General features: G+C 65.5%; 12 protein-coding genes and 1 tRNA gene. 9 read left to right on the forward strand and 4 right to left on the reverse strand.

The annotated features are described in order from the left end of the window. Nucleotides 1-50 precede the first annotated feature (50 nt). The 7 genes from clpS to rdgB all read left to right on the forward strand — a co-directional run bounded on the left by clpS (nt 51) and on the right by rdgB (nt 5,131). Nucleotides 51-362, forward strand: a complete 312-nt coding sequence (gene clpS, locus DBV08_RS31485; protein WP_029255695.1) for an ATP-dependent Clp protease adapter ClpS — start codon at nt 51-53, stop codon at nt 360-362. Nucleotides 363-417: 55 nt separating this feature from the next. Further along, complete coding sequence (locus DBV08_RS31490; protein ID WP_003945318.1) at nt 418-1,008, forward strand: DUF2017 domain-containing protein; 591 nt, start codon at nt 418-420, stop codon at nt 1,006-1,008. Then, nucleotides 1,005-2,072 (forward strand): P1 family peptidase, encoded by a 1,068-nt coding sequence (locus DBV08_RS31495; protein WP_124570016.1) that lies wholly within the window; start codon nt 1,005-1,007, stop codon nt 2,070-2,072. Before DBV08_RS31490 ends, DBV08_RS31495 begins: the two co-directional genes overlap by 4 nt. Before the next feature lie 93 nt (nt 2,073-2,165). Further along, on the forward strand, nt 2,166-2,825 hold the full coding sequence (locus tag DBV08_RS31500; RefSeq protein WP_095973030.1) for a rhomboid family intramembrane serine protease: 660 nt from the start codon (nt 2,166-2,168) through the stop codon (nt 2,823-2,825). 97 nt (nt 2,826-2,922) lie between these two features. Then, a complete protein-coding gene (locus DBV08_RS31505) occupies nt 2,923-3,681 on the forward strand; it encodes a cyclic nucleotide-degrading phosphodiesterase (protein ID WP_007733274.1) in 759 nt (252 codons plus the stop codon). Between the two features lie 52 nt (nt 3,682-3,733). Further along, nucleotides 3,734-4,519 (forward strand): ribonuclease PH, encoded by a 786-nt coding sequence (gene rph / locus DBV08_RS31510; protein ID WP_003945332.1) that lies wholly within the window; start codon nt 3,734-3,736, stop codon nt 4,517-4,519. Nucleotides 4,520-4,522: 3 nt separating this feature from the next. Further along, nucleotides 4,523-5,131 carry an RdgB/HAM1 family non-canonical purine NTP pyrophosphatase gene (rdgB, locus tag DBV08_RS31515; protein WP_095973031.1) on the forward strand — a complete coding sequence of 203 codons (609 nt, stop codon included), beginning with the start codon at nt 4,523-4,525 and terminating at the stop codon, nt 5,129-5,131. Nucleotides 5,132-5,193: 62 nt separating this feature from the next. Here the strand turns inward: rdgB and DBV08_RS31520 are convergent, their stop codons facing one another. Further along, on the reverse strand, nt 5,194-5,574 hold the full coding sequence (locus DBV08_RS31520) for a DUF3817 domain-containing protein (protein WP_003945334.1): 381 nt from the start codon (nt 5,572-5,574) through the stop codon (nt 5,194-5,196). Continuing rightward, nucleotides 5,571-5,978, reverse strand: a complete 408-nt coding sequence (locus DBV08_RS31525) for a transcriptional regulator (RefSeq protein WP_124570018.1) — start codon at nt 5,976-5,978, stop codon at nt 5,571-5,573. The genes DBV08_RS31520 and DBV08_RS31525 overlap by 4 nt, the downstream gene beginning before the upstream one ends. Before the next feature lie 293 nt (nt 5,979-6,271). On the opposite strand from DBV08_RS31525, the gene DBV08_RS31530 reads away from it, so the two are divergent. Further along, complete coding sequence (locus DBV08_RS31530) at nt 6,272-6,991, forward strand: aspartate/glutamate racemase family protein (protein ID WP_124570020.1); 720 nt, start codon at nt 6,272-6,274, stop codon at nt 6,989-6,991. 57 nt (nt 6,992-7,048) lie between these two features. On the opposite strand, the gene DBV08_RS31535 is transcribed toward DBV08_RS31530, so the two are convergent. Beyond that, nucleotides 7,049-7,130 (reverse strand) — tRNA-Leu (locus DBV08_RS31535). Between the two features lie 73 nt (nt 7,131-7,203). Next, on the reverse strand, nt 7,204-7,920 hold the full coding sequence (locus tag DBV08_RS31540; protein ID WP_124570022.1) for a hypothetical protein: 717 nt from the start codon (nt 7,918-7,920) through the stop codon (nt 7,204-7,206). Between the two features lie 419 nt (nt 7,921-8,339). On the opposite strand from DBV08_RS31540, the gene DBV08_RS31545 reads away from it, so the two are divergent. Continuing rightward, nucleotides 8,340-17,651 (forward strand): type I polyketide synthase, encoded by a 9,312-nt coding sequence (locus DBV08_RS31545; protein ID WP_124570024.1) that lies wholly within the window; start codon nt 8,340-8,342, stop codon nt 17,649-17,651. Nucleotide 17,652: the final 1 nt, after the last annotated feature.

Here is a 17,652-nt window from a genome sequence, read left to right on the forward strand (position 1 = left end):
TGGTTTTCGGCGGCGCGACCGTGTCCGGCACTTACTCGGCGAACGTAACGATGAGAGGCGCTACGGCTTCCTCTCCTCAAGCCACGCCCGAGCAGTCGGAGGCTGTGGCGACCATCGAAGCCGCCGATCGGCCCTGGGTGACCATCGTCTGGGACGACCCGGTCAATCTCATGCACTACGTGACCTACGTGTTCCAGAAGTTGTTCGGTTACAGCAAAGCCAAGGCCACCGACCTGATGATGCAGGTCCATTCGGAGGGCAAGGCCGTGGTCTCGAGCGGTTCGCGCGACAAGATGGAGGCCGATGTCCGTCGCCTCCACGCGGCCGGTCTCTGGGCCACGATGCAACGCGACGACACCTGAGAAAAGCCCTTTTCGACCGATTTGTTCGCCTAACTCGTAGACGGGAGTCCGACGCGTGCGGACGTGGAGTAGGAAGAGTTCACTTGGCGGAGTCAAGTTCAAGTCCGAGATGGACGGCCACGAGGCGGCAGTTCTGCGCTCGCTCGTGGAGTCGGTGACCGGGCTTCTCGACGAGCGTGCGTCTTCGGCGCCGCAGGACGAGCTCGCCGCGCTGACGGGCCTTCGCACCGGAAATTCGGAGACCCCGGACAATCCGGTGTTGGCACGTTTGCTTCCCGACTTCCAGCGCACCGATCCGGACAAGGTCGCTCCGGACAGTGACGATCTCGACGACGCGGGTGCCAATGTCAACGGTGCGCTGCGAAGTTTGCACGAGCCCGAGATCATCGACGCCAAACGTGAGTCCGCTCGAATGCTGTTGGCTTCGCTTCCCGAGGCAGGCGGCAAGGTCGTTCTCACGCAGGAACAGGCCGACGCCTGGCTGTCCTCGCTCAACGACGTCCGTCTCGCGCTCGGCACCAATCTCGGCATCGACGCCGACACCCCGGAGAGCCTCGAACCCGACGACCCGCGAGCCCCGCATCTCGACGTCTATCACTGGTTGACGTGGATGCAGGACTCCCTCGTCCAGGCGCTCATGCCATGACCACGACGCGGACCGGGCCCACTGATTCACTGACAGATGTCGCCGGCCTCGCAGTCGGCCATCACCACAAACTCGACGAGGGCGCCACACTCGGAAGCGGCGCGGCCACCGGCTGCACGGTCGTGCTCGCGTCGGCCGGTGTGGTGGCGGGGGTCGACGTCCGCGGCGGCGGTCCGGGTACCCGCGAGACCGACCTGCTCGACCCGAGCCATTCGGTTCAGCAGGTCAATGCCGTGCTGTTGACCGGCGGCAGTGCATACGGACTTGCCGCGGCCGACGGAGTGATGCGCTGGCTCGAGGAACACGATCACGGGATCGCGATGGGGGCTCCTGGTCAGGTCGTACCGATCGTGCCCGGCGCCGTGATCTTCGATCTGCCGGTTGGCGACTGGAACGTTCGTCCGACCGGAGACTTCGGATTCCTCGCTGCCGACACCGCTTCGCGCGAATTCGCCACGGGCACGGTCGGCGCCGGGGTAGGTGCCAGAGCCGGAGCGCTCAAAGGCGGCGTGGGAACGGCCAGCGTCGTGATCGCCGACGGCCCCGCCGAGGGGACGACGGTCTCCGCCTTGATCGTGACCAATCCGGTGGGTTCGGTCTTCGATCCGCGAACAGGTTTGCCGTGGGGCGTCGGCTCGGACGGCGCGGAATCTTTCGGACTCAGGCCTCCCGACGCGTCCGAACTCGCGGCAGCCAACGCCGTCGCGGCCAAGGGAACCGTCCTCAACACCACGATCGGTGTGGTCGCCACCGACGCCGCCCTGACCAAAGCCGGGTGCCGACGCGTCGCTGTCGCAGGTCACGACGGTCTGGCTCGTGCGATTCGGCCCGCACATTCGCCGCTCGACGGCGACACGATCTTCGCCCTCGCTACCGGTGATCACAAGCCGAATTCGGAGATCGCGGTTCCGGCCGCCTTCCCGAACGATCTGCCCGTACTCGACGCAGTGTGCGCAGCGTCGGCGCAGGTGGTCGAACGTGCGATCGTCACAGCGATTCTCGACGCCACGTCGGTGGCCGGAATCCCGAGCTACCGCGAACTCTTCCCGTCCGCATTTCTCTAGGCAGCACTCCTGGTGTCGGTTGTAATCTCGAATTGAGCCTGGTCGCCAGTGAGCGAATCAGAAAAACCGGATCGACGGTGGAGGACGCACACGATGACGATGGATTTCAACAATCCGGACTTCGGCACCCGGACGCCGGCACCGAAATCCGGTCCGCCCTCGGTGTGGAAGCAGTCGGCCGTATTGGTGGGCGGCTTCGCGATCCTGCTCTACGTGATCGAGATCGTGGATGTCATCTCCGGTCAGAATGTCCAGAATGCCGGCGTCACCCCGCGCACGCTCGACGGTCTGTGGGGAATCCTGTTCGCCCCGGTACTTCACGACGACTGGGGCCACCTGATCGCCAACACCATTCCGGTGCTGATTCTCGGATACCTCGTGCTGGTGACGGGAATCGCGCGCGGACTCGCGGCGACCGGCATCATCTGGGTGATCGGCGGTGTCGGGACCTGGTTGTTCGCCGGCTCGAACTCGAATCACGTGGGTGCGTCCGTGCTGATCTTCGGCTGGGTCACCTACCTGCTGGTGCGCGGGTTCTTCACGCGCAGCTTCACCCAGATCCTGATCGGCGTTGCTGTTTTCGTCGTGTACGGCGGAGTGCTGTGGGGCGTACTGCCGAGCGATCCACGGGTTTCCTGGCAAGGACATCTGTTCGGAGCGATCGGCGGCGTGGTGGCCGCGTGGGCGCTGACGTCGGGGGAGAGGGCCAAGCGCGCGGGGTCGACGCCGGCCGTTCGACCACCGAGTTTCTGAACGGACGTGGGTCACACCCTCACTGCGGTGTGACTTCGACGCGCCAAAACCACCAAGAGCTTTTTCCCAGACGGGTAGACGTGGCAGCATGACCGGTATGCGCATGACCGTCCTGGGGTGTTCCGGCAGCGTCACGGGTCCGGATTCACCGGCTTCGGGATACCTGCTCACGGCACCGGGAACTCCGCCGCTCGTGATCGACTTCGGCCCGGGAGTTCTTGGGGCGTTGCAGCGATACGCCGATCCGGGCGAGGTGACGATCCTGCTTTCGCACCTTCATGCGGACCACTGTCTGGACATGCCCGGCCTGCTGGTCTGGCGTCGCTATCACCCCAACCCGCCGGTCGGACGGGCTCTGGTTTACGGCCCCACCGACACCGCGTGCCGCATCGGAGTGTCCTCCGCCGAGTGCGCCGGCGAGATGGACGACATCTCCGACACCATCGACGTCCGGCTCTGGGCCGAGAACGAGCCGGTGACATTCGGAGAACTGAGCGTCGTCGCCCGTCGGATGAATCATCCACCCGAGGCTTACGGATTCCGGATCACCGGCGCCGACGGCCGCGTGCTCGTCTATACAGGCGACACCGGTATGTGCGACAACGTCGTCGAACTCGCGCGTGGTGCAGACGTGTTGCTCTCCGAAGCGTCGTGGACCGACAGCCCCGATCGACCTGAGGGAGTCCATCTCTCCGGCAAGGAAGCGGGCCGTGTGGCTGCGCTCGCCGGCGTCAAGGAACTTCTCCTCACCCACATACCGCCGTGGACATCGCGTGAAGACGTGATCGCCGAAGCGAAATCCGAATTCTCCGGACCGGTTCATGCCGTCTCCGCCGGAAGTGTCTACGACATCTGATTCCCCTCACATTCGATGCAGCGCCGACCGGGCGACCGCTAGGCTCACGAAGGTGACTACACGAGAAGACGGTAGGGCGGACGACGAGCTCCGCACGGTCAAGATCACCCGCGGGTTCACCAGTCATCCGGCCGGATCCGTTCTGGTCGAGTTCGGGAACACACGCGTCATGTGCACGGCCAGTGTCGAAGAAGGTGTACCCCGCTGGCGCAAGGGCTCCGGCTTGGGTTGGCTGACAGCCGAATACGCGATGCTTCCGGCCGCCACGCACACACGCAGTGGCCGCGAATCGGTCAAGGGCAAGGTCGGCGGACGCACGCAGGAGATCAGTCGACTCATCGGCCGGTCACTTCGGGCGTGCATCGATCTCGCGGCAATCGGTGAGAACACCATCGCCCTCGACTGTGACGTCCTCCAAGCCGACGGTGGCACTCGCACCGCGGCAGTGACGGGGGCATACGTAGCCCTGGTCGACGCCGTGACGTACCTGCGCGCAGCCGACCTGCTTTCCGACCCGCAGCCCATCTCGTGTGGCATAGCGGCCGTCAGCGTCGGCGTCGTGGACGGACGAGTTCGTCTCGACCTTCCGTACGAAGAGGATTCGCGTGCCGAGGTCGACATGAATGTCGTGGCCACCGATACCGGCACTCTGGTGGAAATTCAAGGAACCGGTGAGGGCGCCACCTTCCCGCGCTCGACGCTGGACAAGCTGCTCGACTCCGCTCTGGCGGGTTGTGAGCAACTTTTCGAGATACAGCGTCAGGCGTTGGCCGAGCCGTATCCCGGGGTGCTCCCCGAACCGAAGAATCCGGAACCCAAGAAGAAGTTCGGTGCCTGAGCTGTGAGCGTACGAGTATTGGTTGCCAGCCGAAATGCCAAGAAACTGAAGGAACTTCATCGAGTTCTCGACGCCGCCGGAGTGAACGGAATCGAACTGGTCGGGCTCGACGAGGTTCCGCCGTTCCCCGAAGCCCCCGAGACCGGAGCGACGTTCGAGGAGAATGCGCTCGCCAAAGCCCGTGACGGGGCCGCTGCAACCGGAATGGCTTGCATCGCAGATGATTCCGGTGTCGAGATCGATGCACTCAACGGGATGCCGGGTGTGCTGTCCGCGCGGTGGTCGGGCACTCACGGGAACGACGGCGCGAACACCGCTCTGGTGCTGGCTCAGCTGGGGGACGTGCCCGACGAGCGGCGGGGCGCGGCATTCGTCTCCGCCTGTGCACTGGTGATCCCCGGCGGCGACGAGACTGTCGTGCGCGGCGAATGGCGCGGGGTGATCGGCCGAGAACCGGCCGGCGACGGCGGATTCGGATACGACCCCATCTTCCGTCCGGACGGCGACACCCGCTCGGCCGCAGAACTCACCCCGGCCGAAAAGGATGCGGCGTCACATCGAGGGCGCGCGCTCGTGCAGCTCGTTCCGGCATTGGCCGCACTGGCCGGCTGAACCGAATCCGAAAAGTAGAGCCCTGAACGCGTCTGCGTTCAGGGCTCTACTTTTCGAAACTCTCAGAGCTGATAAGCCTGCTTCACCTGGGCGGTTCGCTTGTGCTCGAACACGAACGACAAGAAGGGGATCGTGCCGGCGAGCGCGGTGGCAACCGTCGTCCCGGGCTTCCACCGGGCCTTGATTGCCAAGTCGATCGTGAACACGAGGTAGAGCATGTAGAACAGGCCGTGGATCTGACCGATGTAGAACAACCACGACGGTGCGTCCGCGGAATTGTCGAGAATCAGGTACTTGTAGACCATCTCACCGGTCAGGAACAGCAGCCAGAGGCCGGTGATCCAGGCGAGAACGCGGTATCGGACCAGCGCCGACGCAACCTTCTTCTGTTTTTCTGCGTTGACTGCGGGGGTAGCGATGCTCGCTTCCGAACCGGTACTCACGTCGTGCTCCTATCGGACTCGCGAGCGGCGAGCTGCGCAAGGTAGTCGTTGTATTCCAGCATTTGGCGGGCTTCAGGATCGTCGACGTCGAGGTTCACATCGTCGAACTCGGCCTGCGGGCGTTGCGGCAAGAGGTCGGCGGGAATCTCACGCGGCTCCGCGGCGGCTTCCTCGGCCTCGGCCTCTTCGGGGTCCACGTCTTCGAGCTGAACGAACTTGCGATACGCGTACACGACAAACGCCGCGAACAGCGGCCACTGGAACGCGTACCCGAGATTCTGTCCGGACCCTCCGACGGCTTCGAAGCGCTCCCACTGCCACCAGCCGAGCGCGAGGCAGCCGGCGGCTGACACGATGACCAGCACAATCAGCGCAGGTCGGCGTTTCGTAGCGTTCTTGGACACACTAAGACGGTACCTGAGAGCTATAGTGCCTCGCCCTGCGATCTCCGACACGGTGTCGTAGAAGCCGTGCCACGGCGTGTCGTAGAGGCCGTGCCACGGCGTGTCGTAAAGGCCGCGCCACGGCGTGTCGTAAAGGCCGCGCCACGGCGTGTCGTAGGAGCCGTGCCACGGCGTGTCGAAGAAGCTGCATGTGCGCTACGCCCATCCTCGACCGCACCGTCGGGCATTGAACACATTCTCCCGGCTGAACTGCATCGATAACCTCGGGCGTATCCGACAACAGGGGAGCGTTCATGCACATCAGAGTGATTCGTCCGGTCATCGACACCACACTCACGCCTGCTGTGACAGCCGAGGTGGAGCACTGGGCAGCGCCCGGTACGAGGGTCGACGTCGTTTCGCTGCGTTCCGGAACGGCGAGCATCGAGAGTGAGTACGACGAGGCACTGGCCGGCCCCGGGGTCGTGCAGAGGGTAGAAGAGGCGGCCGCTGACGGCGTCGACGGTGTGTTCATCACGTGTTTCGCCGATCCCGGAGTGCATGCCGCCCGAGAGATCATCGACGCACCGGTGGTCGGCGGCTTCGAGCCGTCCTTCCTGACGGCGATGAGTCTGGGCGATCGGGTCGGCGTCGTTACCATCCTGCCCAATGTCGTGCCGATGCTTCGATCGCTCACTCGGCGATACGGGCTGGACACTCGGCTGGGCAGCATTCGAGTCGTGGACATGCCGGTCCTCGGACTCACCGATCGGGAGGTGCTGATCGATCGACTGGCCGATCAGGCGTCTGCGGCCGTGGAGAACGGGGAGGCGGACTCCATTGTTCTCGGTTGCACCGGCATGCTCGGTGTGACCGACGCAGTCCGAGACAGGCTGCATGACACAGGGATTCATGTTCCAGTTGTGGATCCGACGGCAGCGGCGATCACGTGGTTGGAGAGCTCGGTCCGTCTGGGGCTGACGCCGAGTCGGACGACGTACATGACTCCACCGGTCAAGGATCGAAAGCGCTGAACGTGATCAAGAATTGAAAAAGCCCCGCCGGATCAGATCCGGCGGGGCTCTTCGTTGTGCGCGAGGGGGGACTTGAACCCCCACGTCCTGAGACACTGGAACCTAAATCCAGCGCGTCTGCCAATTCCGCCACTCGCGCGCGGAATTCAAAGGATACGCGAGTGGAATCGCTCGCGGGAACACCACCCTGGTCGGGATGTGCCCGCCTGCTCTCAGGCCGATTCGGCGAGCGGATCCGCTGCCGGCGAGGTGGTGGTTTTCTTCGATCGGCGCGGTTGTTCAGCGGTGCGTTGATACCGCCACGCAGCGTGGGTGAGTGTCCGAACATCGACGTCGAGGTGTTCCGACACCGCAACAAGCAATTCGGTTGCGTCGGTGCTCGACAACAATTCCTCGCTGCTGCTCGCCTCGGTGGCGAACCGTGCAAGCAGATCTATAGAGGCTGCCGACAACTTCCCGGACAAGAACACCAGCGTTTCGAAGGTCCTGGGGCCGAGGCCCGGAACGGAGACGACTGCCGAGCGGAGGCTTTCGGTGTCCTCGACGTCGGAACTGGACCGGCAACCGGCGTCGACGAGCGCCTTGGCTGCGCGAGCTACACCTTCGGCCTTGGTGGAGTAGTTGCCCGGCACGCGCTGGCGATTGCCGAGAACCGTTGCGAGTTCGTCGCCACGGTCGGTGAAGGCGGCGAGAGCGGACAGGCTGTCGAGATGTTCGCCGGCGGCTACCGAGCGGTGTGTGCGCCAACGGTCGACGACGGCGCGGACTCCGGTCTTCGGCGTTCCGTAGGCGGCGCGCGACGAGAAGATCGCGTCGAGAAGGGCGGCTTCGGACTCGCGCGGCCATCCCTGATTCCAATGCGGCCAAGCCTCGCGCGGAAGTTCGGCGGCGATGAATTCGACCGCTCTGGCTACGTCTGTGTCTTTCATGATTTCTCCCCCCGAGAAGTTGTCCTGTGTGGACGAGCTGAACGTAGCGAGAGGGTCCGACAGATTGTGGCCGCGAACGCACGGGATCGACCGTCCGTCAAGGAGGTCACGAATTGGTAACAATAAATATGAGGGGTTCCTCAGGTTTCTGAAAATCCCGGTAACAGTCCCAGGCAGGGCGTTCGCGACCTACTCGCGAGTCACTTTCTCGAAGTGTCGTGAGGAAGATCACGGCCCCGAAAGTCCAGATTTCCAGGGCGCCGACAAACGTGAGGAAATCCTCATGATTCTGTGTAAACCTTGTCTTGCACGAACGCCCTGACTCCGTCGATTCTCTCGACGAATTCGCGAGCACTTCAGCCGGGCAGCACACCGCAAATCCCACCTCGCCGCAGAGGTGACCAGGAGAGGACGTACGCGTGACGATCGATGACACGACACCTACAGGAAACGGACGCGACTCGAAGGGTGGGCGCCGTTTCGGCGTCGATGGGGGACAGTCCCGCACGACCAGTAAAGGTGCCCTCGTCGATTCGCTGAACAACGGCGTTTCCTACGCAATCGCTTTCGGTGGTCAGGGCGCTCCCTGGCTCACCTCGCTCGAGGAGCTCAGCCGTGACAACGGCCTGGAGCCCGTTCTGACCGATCTGGTCAACGACGCAGCCGCACGCCTCGCGCCCGTTGCACAGGATCTTCTCGTGGTTCGCCCGGTCGGGTTCGATCCGATCGCGTGGATGCTCGAAGCCGAGATCGTCGACGAAGAAGAAGGCGAGAAGTCGGCGGGTCCGTCCGCTGCAGCGCTCACCGCAGCTCCGGTGTCACTCCCCGGCGTCTTCCTCACGCAGCTTGCGGCGTTGCGTGCACTCTCCGCTCAGGGTCTGGATGTAGCCGGTAACCCACCGGCCGCCGTCATCGGCCACTCGCAGGGCCTTCTGGCCACGGCTGCCGTAGCCGCGCAGGGCAACGACGACGGTGAGCTCCTCGCCGTCGCGCAGCTCGTCGGCGCCGCTGCCAGCCTCGTCGGCCGTCGCCGTGGCGTCATCGCCGGCGCCTCCGCGAAGCCGATGGTTGCAGTTTCGGGCGTCGATCCCGAGCGTCTCGCTGCCATCGTCGCCGAGCTTGCCGAGGGTGTGGCGCCCGAGCGCGCGGCTGTCCTCGCTATTCGCAACGGCCGTCGCCGCGTCGTCCTTGCCGGGCCGCCCGCTCAGCTGGCCCGCGTGCAAGAACGCTGCGAGCAGATCGAAGCCGAAGAAGCCCGTGAGCGTGAGGGCAAGAAGCGTGGCGGTTCCGTCTTCGCTCCGTCCTTCGATCCGCTCGACACCGAAATCGGCTTCCACCACCCCGCATTGGCAGAGGCCGTCGAACTTGTCGGCAGCTGGGCAACCCGTTGCGGTCTCGACGCGGACCGTGCGCGCGAACTTGCGCAGGGTGTCCTCGTCGATCCGGTCGACTGGGTCGAGGCTGTCGACGGCGCAATCTCCGCCGGCGCCAAGTGGATTCTCGATCTCGGACCCAGCGATCAGCTGACCCGTATGACGTCCTCTTCGTTGCGTGGACAGGGCATCGGCATCATTGCCGCCGCCACCCGTGGCGGACACCGCAATCTGCTCACTCCCGGCGCTGCGCCCGAGGTCTCACGTTCGTGGTCCGAGTTCGCGCCGAAGCCCGTTGCGCTTCCCGGCGGCCGCATCGGCGTCGAGACCGCGTTCACGAAGCTGACCGGTCGTTCGCCCATCCTGCTCGCAGGCATGACGCCGACGACGGTCGACGCCAAGATCGTCGCCGCGGCAGCCAATGCCGGTCACTGGGCCGAGCTTGCCGGTGGTGGACAGGTCACCGAGGAGATCTTCGAAGACCGTGTCGCAGAGCTGAAGATGCTGCTCGAGCCGGGCCGCGCGGTCCAGTTCAACTCCCTGTTCCTCGACCCGTACCTGTGGAAGCTGCAGCTCGGTGGCAAGCGTCTGGTGCAGCGTGCCCGTACTGCCGGTGCTCCCATCGACGGCGTCATCGTCACCGCCGGTATCCCGGAACTCGAAGAGGCCGTTGCCCTCATCGACGAGCTGTCCGAGATCGGCATCACCAACATCGCGTTCAAGCCCGGCACCGTGGCGCAGATCCGTTCCGTGATCCGTATCGCCAACGAGGTTCCGAACTTCCCCGTGATCGTCCACATCGAAGGTGGCCGCGCCGGTGGACACCATTCGTGGGAAGACCTCGACGACCTGCTCCTCGACACGTACGCCGAGCTGCGTACACGTCCGAACCTGGTCATCTGCGTCGGCGGTGGCATCGGAACACCGGAGCGCGCAGCCGATTACCTGACCGGCCGCTGGTCTGCCGCAGCCGGTTTCCCGGCCATGCCCGTCGACGGCATCCTGGTCGGCACCGCAGCCATGGCGACTCTCGAGGCCACCACCTCTCCCGAGGTCAAGCAGCTCCTCGTCGACACACCCGGTACGCCGGACTGGGTCGGTGCCGGTACCGCTGAAGGTGGAATGGCCTCGGGCCGTAGCCAGCTCGGTGCCGACATCCACGAAATCGACAACGCGGCTTCGCGTACCGGACGCCTCCTCGACGAGGTTGCCGGTGATTCCGAGGCAGTGGCCGAGCGCCGCGAGGAGATCATCGCCGCCCTCGACGTCACCGCCAAGCCCTACTTCGGCGACGTCGAGACCATGACGTACGCGCAGTGGCTGCGTCGCTACCTCGAACTGACCGTCGGCATCGACGCCGCGAAGGAATTCGACTGCGGCGCAGATCTTCAGGACGCCATCGTCGAGGCGACCTCGAGCCCGTGGCTCGACATCACCTGGCGTGCTCGCTTCGGCGAGATGCTCCAGCGCACCGAGGCGCGTCTGCACCCGGTCGACCGCGGCCCGATTCCCACGCTGTTCGGCGACGCCGAGACTCTCGAGCGCCCCGAGGCTGCGATCTGCGCACTGCAGGCGTCGTACCCGGACTACTCGACGACCGTTCTGCATCCCGCAGACGTCTCGTTCTTCATCTCGCTGTGCAAGACGCCGGGCAAGCCGGTCAACTTCGTTCCCGTCGTCGACGGTGACGTGCGTCGTTGGTGGCGCAGCGACTCCCTGTGGCAGGCACACGATCCCCGCTACACCGCCGATCAGGTTTGCGTCATCCCCGGCACCGTTGCCGTCGCAGGCATCACCCGTGTCGACGAGCCGGTCGGTGACCTGCTCGATCGCTTCGAGAAGGCCACCTACGACGAATTGGTCGCTGCCGGAACCACTCCGATTGCACTCGCGAGCCGTCGCCACCAGGATTCCGCACCCGGACTTCTCGACGCCGTCCTCTCGGCTCCCGACCTCCAATGGGCCGGCCGCCTGACCCAGAACCCCGTCCGCCGTCTCGGCGACCTCGACGAGTGGAGTGCAGAGTCTGCCGACAAGGCAGTTCACGGCACCACCGGTTCCAGTCTGACCGTCGTCGATTCCTCGCACGTGCTGCTTTCGGTTCCGTTGGTGGCAGACAAGTCCGTCGACATCACGATCACGATTCCCGAGTCCGTCGTCGACGGCGGCGCTCCGGTCGTCACCGAGGCAGACGCCGAAGGTGCGATGTCCGCGCTGCTGGCAGTTGCTGCCGGACAGGAACTTCCGGCAGTCAAGAACGGCAAGGCCCGCCTCAACGTCGCGTGGGTACCCGATCGAATCGCCGATCACGCCGGTGTCACAGGTTCCGGCCTGCCCGCCACGCTCAGTGTCAGCGGCAAAGCTGTTCCGGACGTCGTCGTCGGAGCATGCTGGCCCGCCGTCTTCGCGGTCCTCGGCGCAGCCAAGCTCGACAGTCTTTCCGTCATCGAAGGCATGCTCGACCTGGTCCACCTCGACCACACCGTCGACTTCGTCGGTGAGTTGCCGTCCGAGACGAGCATTCTCGTCGTCAACGCCGAGGTCGCTTCGGTTCTCGACACCGACCTCGGTCGTGTCGTCGAGGTCAAGGTCGAGGTCGGTGCCATGCTCGGCGAGGGCCTCGACGCCCCCGCAGTCGTCACCATGACCGAGCGTTTCGCGATCCGCGGACGCACCGGCGCAGGCGAACTCGCCGACCCGGCTCGCGCCGGTGGATCGATCAGCGACGCGGCTGTCGACACCTCGCGTCGTCGTCGCCGTGACGCGAAGATCCTTGCGCCGGTCAGCATGGGCGCCTTCGCTCAGGTTTCCGGTGACCACAACCCGATTCACACCTCCGACAACGCCGCTCTGCTGGCCGGCCTCGGAACCCCGATCGTGCACGGCATGTGGCTCTCCGCCGCAGCGCAGCAGGTTGTCACCGCAGTCGACCCGGCCGAGACCCGCGTCCCGCCGCGCCGCCTGACCGCCTGGACCGCCCGCTTCCTCGGGATGGTTCGCCCCGGCGCCGAGATCGATGTCCGCGTCGATCGTGTCGGTATCGACCAGGGTGCCGAAATCGTCGAGGTCGGCTGCCGCATCGACGGTGAACTGGTCATGGTTGCCACCGGCCGCACCGCTGCGCCGAAGACCGTCTACGCCTTCCCCGGCCAGGGCATCCAGCGCCCGGGCATGGGCCTCGACGCTCGTGCTCGCTCCAAGGCTGCCCGCGACGTCTGGGAGCGCGCGGACAAGCACACCCGCAAGGCACTCGGATTCTCGATTCTCGCTGTCGTGCGCGACAACCCGGTGACCGTCAAGGCCCGTGGTGTCGAGCACAGGCATCCTGACGGTGTCCTGCACCTGACGCAGTTCACCCAGGTGGCCATGGCCGTTCTCGGTGTTGCGCAGGTTGCCGAGTTGCGCGAGTCCGGAACCTTCATCGAGGATTCGCTTCTGGCCGGTCACTCGGTCGGTGAGTACAACGCACTCGCCGCTGTCGCCGAGGTCTTCCCGCTCGAAGCGCTTCTCGAGGTCGTCTTCCAGCGTGGCTCGGCCATGCACCAGCTCGTTCCCCGCGACGAAGCCGGACGCTCCGACTACCGCATGGCCGCTATCCGCCCGTCGCAGATCGGTGTTTCCGACGACGACGTGCAGGGCTTCGTCGCCGGTGTCGCCGAGACCTCCGGTGAGTTCCTCGAAATCGTCAACCTGAACCTGCGCGGCAGCCAGTACGCCATTGCCGGTTCGGTAGCCGGTCTCGACGCACTCGAGGTCGAAATTGATCGTCGCCGAGCAGAATTCGGTGGCAAGCGGGCATACATCCAGGTTCCCGGCATCGACGTGCCGTTCCACTCCACCGTCCTTCGCGGTGGCGTGGCGGACTTCCGCGTGTGCCTGCAGGACTTGCTCCCGCACGACATCGATCCGGACATCCTGATCGGCCGCTACATCCCGAACCTGGTTCCGAAGCCGTTCTCGCTGCGTCGTGACTTCGTTCAGGAAATCGCCGACCTGGTGCCGTCCGAGCCGCTGCAGGAAGTCCTCGCAGACTTCGACAGCTACGCAACGCGCACTCACGAGTTGTCCCGCATCATCCTGATCGAGCTGCTGGCTTGGCAGTTCGCCAGCCCGGTCCGTTGGATCGAGACGCAGGACTTGCTCTTCAGCGACGAGTCCGAAGGTGGACTCGGAGTCGAGCGCTTCGTCGAGATCGGTCTCGGCGCTGCCCCGACCGTTGCAAACCTCGCGTCTCAGACCCTCAAGCTGCCGGGCCGCTTCGGCTACCCGGTCGAGGTTCTCAACGTCGAGCGCGAAGCTGCGATCGTCTACGGCACCGACGTCGACCCCGCTGTCGATGACGACGACGAGATCGAAGCGCCTGCCGCGCAGGCTGCTCCGGCCGCCGCGGCCGCTGCTCCGGTTGCCGCTGCCGCGCCGGCTGCACCTTCGGGTGGACCGCGTCCGGATGACCTCACCTTCAAGGCGCCCGACGCCACGAAGGTCCTGATCAGCCTGTGGACCAAGCTCCGTCCCGATCAGGTCGGCCCCGCGGACACGATCGAGGCACTGTGCGACGGCGTTTCCTCGCGTCGCAACCAGCTTCTGGTCGACCTCGGCTCCGAGCTCTCCCTCGGTGCAATCGACGGGGCAGCAGACGCCGACATGGGCTCCCTGGGGGCAACCGTCGACAAGCTCGCCCGTACGTACAAGCCGTTCGGACCGGTGCTCTCCGATTCAATCAACGATCATTTGCGCAAGGTCTTCGGCCCCTCGGGCAAGCGTCCCGGCTACATCGCCGACCGCGTCAAGAAGGTCTGGGAGCTGGGCGACGGCTGGGCACATCACGTCACCGCAGCAGTGGCTCTCGGTACCCGTGACGGCGCCAGCATCCGCGGCGGCGACCTCGGTGGCCTGAGCTCCGGCGCACTGGCCGACGCTGCAGCAGTGGACGCAGTCATCGACAGCGCAGTTGCCTCGGTCGGCTCTGCTCGCGGAGTCAGCGTCTCGCTGCCGGCCACCGGTGGCGGAAGCGGCGGAACCGTCGACGCGGCCGCTCTGGGCGAGTTCACCGAGAACATCACGGGCCGCAACGGCGTTCTGGCCTCGGCCGCCCGCCTGGTGCTCGAGCAGCTCGGACTGAACGAAGAAGCAGCAGTCGCGACGGTCGAGGACACCGAACTGGTCGACCTGGTCTCGGCTGAACTCGGCTCCGACTGGCCGCGTCTGGTTGCTCCGGCATTCGACGCGCAGAAGGCGGTCCTGCTCGACGACCGTTGGGCAAGTGCGCGTGAGGATCTCGCTCGTATTTGGCTCGGTGACACCGCGTTGTCGGTCGAGAACTTCATCGGTGCCGGTTCCACTGTCGCCGCACAGGCGAAGTGGTGGGCCACCCGCGCGACCGACGAAGGCCGCACGGCGCTCGCCGAGGTCTACACCCGCATCGCTGATGCGGCCGTGACGACAGAATCCGACGCACCCGAGTGGGCAGGCGAGGTCGCAGTAGTGACCGGCGCCAGCAAGGGTTCCATCGCGGCAGCGGTCACGGGCAAGCTCCTTGCCGGTGGCGCAACGGTATTCGTGACCACCTCGCGACTCGACGGTCAGCGCCTCGGCTTCTACCGCGACCTGTACCGCGAGAACGCTCGCGCCGGTGCAGCCCTCTGGGTGGTTCCCGCGAACATGGCGTCATACACCGACGTCGACGCACTGATCGACTGGATCGGCAACGAGGCCACCGAGAACGCAGGTGGCGCAAAGAAGCTCATCAAGCCGGCCATGACGCCGACGATGCTCTTCCCGTTCGCAGCTCCCCGTGTCGGCGGTGAACTCTCCGACGCCGGCGCTCGCGCCGAAATGGAAATGCGCGTGCTGCTCTGGTCGGTGGAGCGTCTCATCGGCGGTCTGTCGAAGATCGGTTACGACAGCGACGTCGACACCCACCTGCACGTAGTGCTGCCCGGTTCGCCGAACCGCGGAACGTTCGGCGGCGACGGTGCTTACGGTGAGGCAAAGGCTTCGCTGATCGCCGTGGTCAACCGTTGGAAGGCCGAGCGCAACTGGGCTGAGCGGGTCACGTTGGCACACGCGGTCATCGGTTGGGTTCGCGGAACCGGTCTCATGGGTCACAACGATCCGATCGTCGACGCAGTCGAAGCTGCGGGCGTCCGCACCTGGTCCACCCAGGAGATGGCCACCCAACTGCTGAAGACGGCAACCCGCGAATCGCGACGCGCCGCTGCAGAGGCTCCGCTCGAGGTCGACCTGACCGGCGGACTGTCCGAGGCCAACCTGGATCTGGGTGCTTTGGCCAAGGAAGCTGCCGAGGTGGCCGAGATCGCCGAAGCCGTTGACGAAGCCGTCGACGAGTCCAGCATCCTGGCGTTGCCGGCACCGGCTCGTCTCGACGACTCGGTCAAGGCTCCGAGCTGGCCCGAACTGGACGTCACTCCCGCGGACCTCGTGGTCATCGTGGGTGCCGGAGAGCTCGGACCCTACGGTTCCTCACGTACCCGCTTCGAGATGGAGGTCGACGAGCAGCTCTCTGCCGCAGGCGTTCTCGAATTGGCGTGGAACACCGGACTCATCGTCTGGGAGAACGACCCCAAGCCGGGCTGGTACGACGTCGAATCCGGCGACCTGGTACCCGAGGCGGAAATCGCGGACAAGTACCACGACGCAGTCGTCGAGCGTTGCGGCATCCGTCGTTACGTCGACGAGGGCGCGATGATCGACAACACCGCTCCGCTGCTCACCTCGGTGTTCCTGGACAAGGATCTGAGCTTCGTGGTCGGCAGTGAGGCAGAGGCGCAGGCCTTCGTCGAATCCGATCCGGAGAACACGACGGCCACGGTTTCCGCCGAGTCCGGCGACTGGACGGTCACTCGCCGCGCAGGCACCGAGATCCGCGTCCCGCGCAAGATGAAGCTGACTCGTAGTGTCGGCGGCCAGATCCCGACCAACTTCGACGTCACCAAGTGGGGCATCCCCGCCGACATGGCGGATTCGGTCGACCGCGTCGGACTCTGGAACATCGTCGCAACGGTGGACGCCTTCCTTACCGGCGGCTTCACTCCGAGCGAACTGCTCCGTTGGGTACACCCGAGCCTGGTCGCCAACACGCAGGGCACGGGCATGGGCGGCATGACCTCCATGAGGAGCCTGTACATCGACACGCTGCTCGGCGAGAACCGTCCGAACGACATCTTGCAGGAAGCGCTGCCGAACGTCATTGCAGCGCACGTCGTTCAGTCGTACGTCGGCGGTTACGGCGCGATGGTTCACCCCGTCGCAGCCTGCGCCACGGCAGCAGTATCCGTCGAAGAAGGCGTCGACAAGATCCGACTCGGCAAGGCGCAGTTGGTTGTTGCCGGCGGGTTCGACGATCTGAGCACGGAAGGCATCATCGGCTTCGGTGACATGTCGGCCACTGCCAAGACCGACGACATGCACGCCAAGGGCATCGAGGATCGCCGCTTCTCGCGGGCCAACGATCGTCGCCGCGGCGGCTTCGTCGAGTCGGCCGGTGGCGGAACGATTCTCCTCGCTCGTGGTGACCTGGCGCTCGAGATGGGTCTGCCCGTCCTCGGTGTGGTCGCCTGGGCCGGATCGTTCGCCGACGGTGTCCACACCTCGATCCCGGCACCGGGACTCGGAGCACTGGGCGCCGGACGCGGGGGAGCGGATTCGCAGCTCGCACTCTCGCTCAACGCTCTCGGCGTGAGCGCCGACGACATCGCCGTGATCTCCAAGCACGACACCTCCACGGCCGCCAACGATCCCAACGAGGCAGAGCTGCACGAGCGCCTCGCCGGGGCGCTGGGACGCAGTGAAGGTGCGCCGATGTTCGTGGTCTCGCAGAAGAGCCTGACCGGTCACGCCAAGGGCGGTGCCGCAGCCTTCCAGTTGATCGGGCTCTGCCAGGTATTGAGCCAGGGCATCGTCCCGCCGAACCGCAGCCTCGACTGCGTCGACGACAAGATGGCCGAGTTCGAGCACCTCGTGTGGGCACGTCAGCCGCTCAAGTTCGGTGATCAGCTTCCGCTGCGCGCCGGTCTGCTGACCAGCCTCGGCTTCGGTCACGTCTCCGGACTGATCGCCGTCGTGCACCCGCAGGCATTCGTCGAGTCGGTTCCGGCCGACAAGCGTGCGGACTACGTTGCTGCGGCGCAGCAGCGGACGATCGACGGTCAGCGTCGCCTCGCCAAGGCGATGTGCGGTGGCGACAGCCTCTACGAGCGGCCTGCGGATCGTCGTCTCGGTGCCGACGGAACGCCGGCCAAGGCGTCGCGTCAGCTCGAAGCGGACATGCTGCTGAGCGAGGACGCACGACTCGGCGCAGATCTGGTGTACCGCTCGAATCTGCCCGGCTGCAAGTAAT

This window comes from Rhodococcus sp. KBW08 (assembly GCF_003852455.1).
In the GTDB taxonomy this organism is placed as follows: Bacteria; Actinomycetota; Actinomycetes; order Mycobacteriales; family Mycobacteriaceae; genus Rhodococcus_F; species Rhodococcus_F baikonurensis.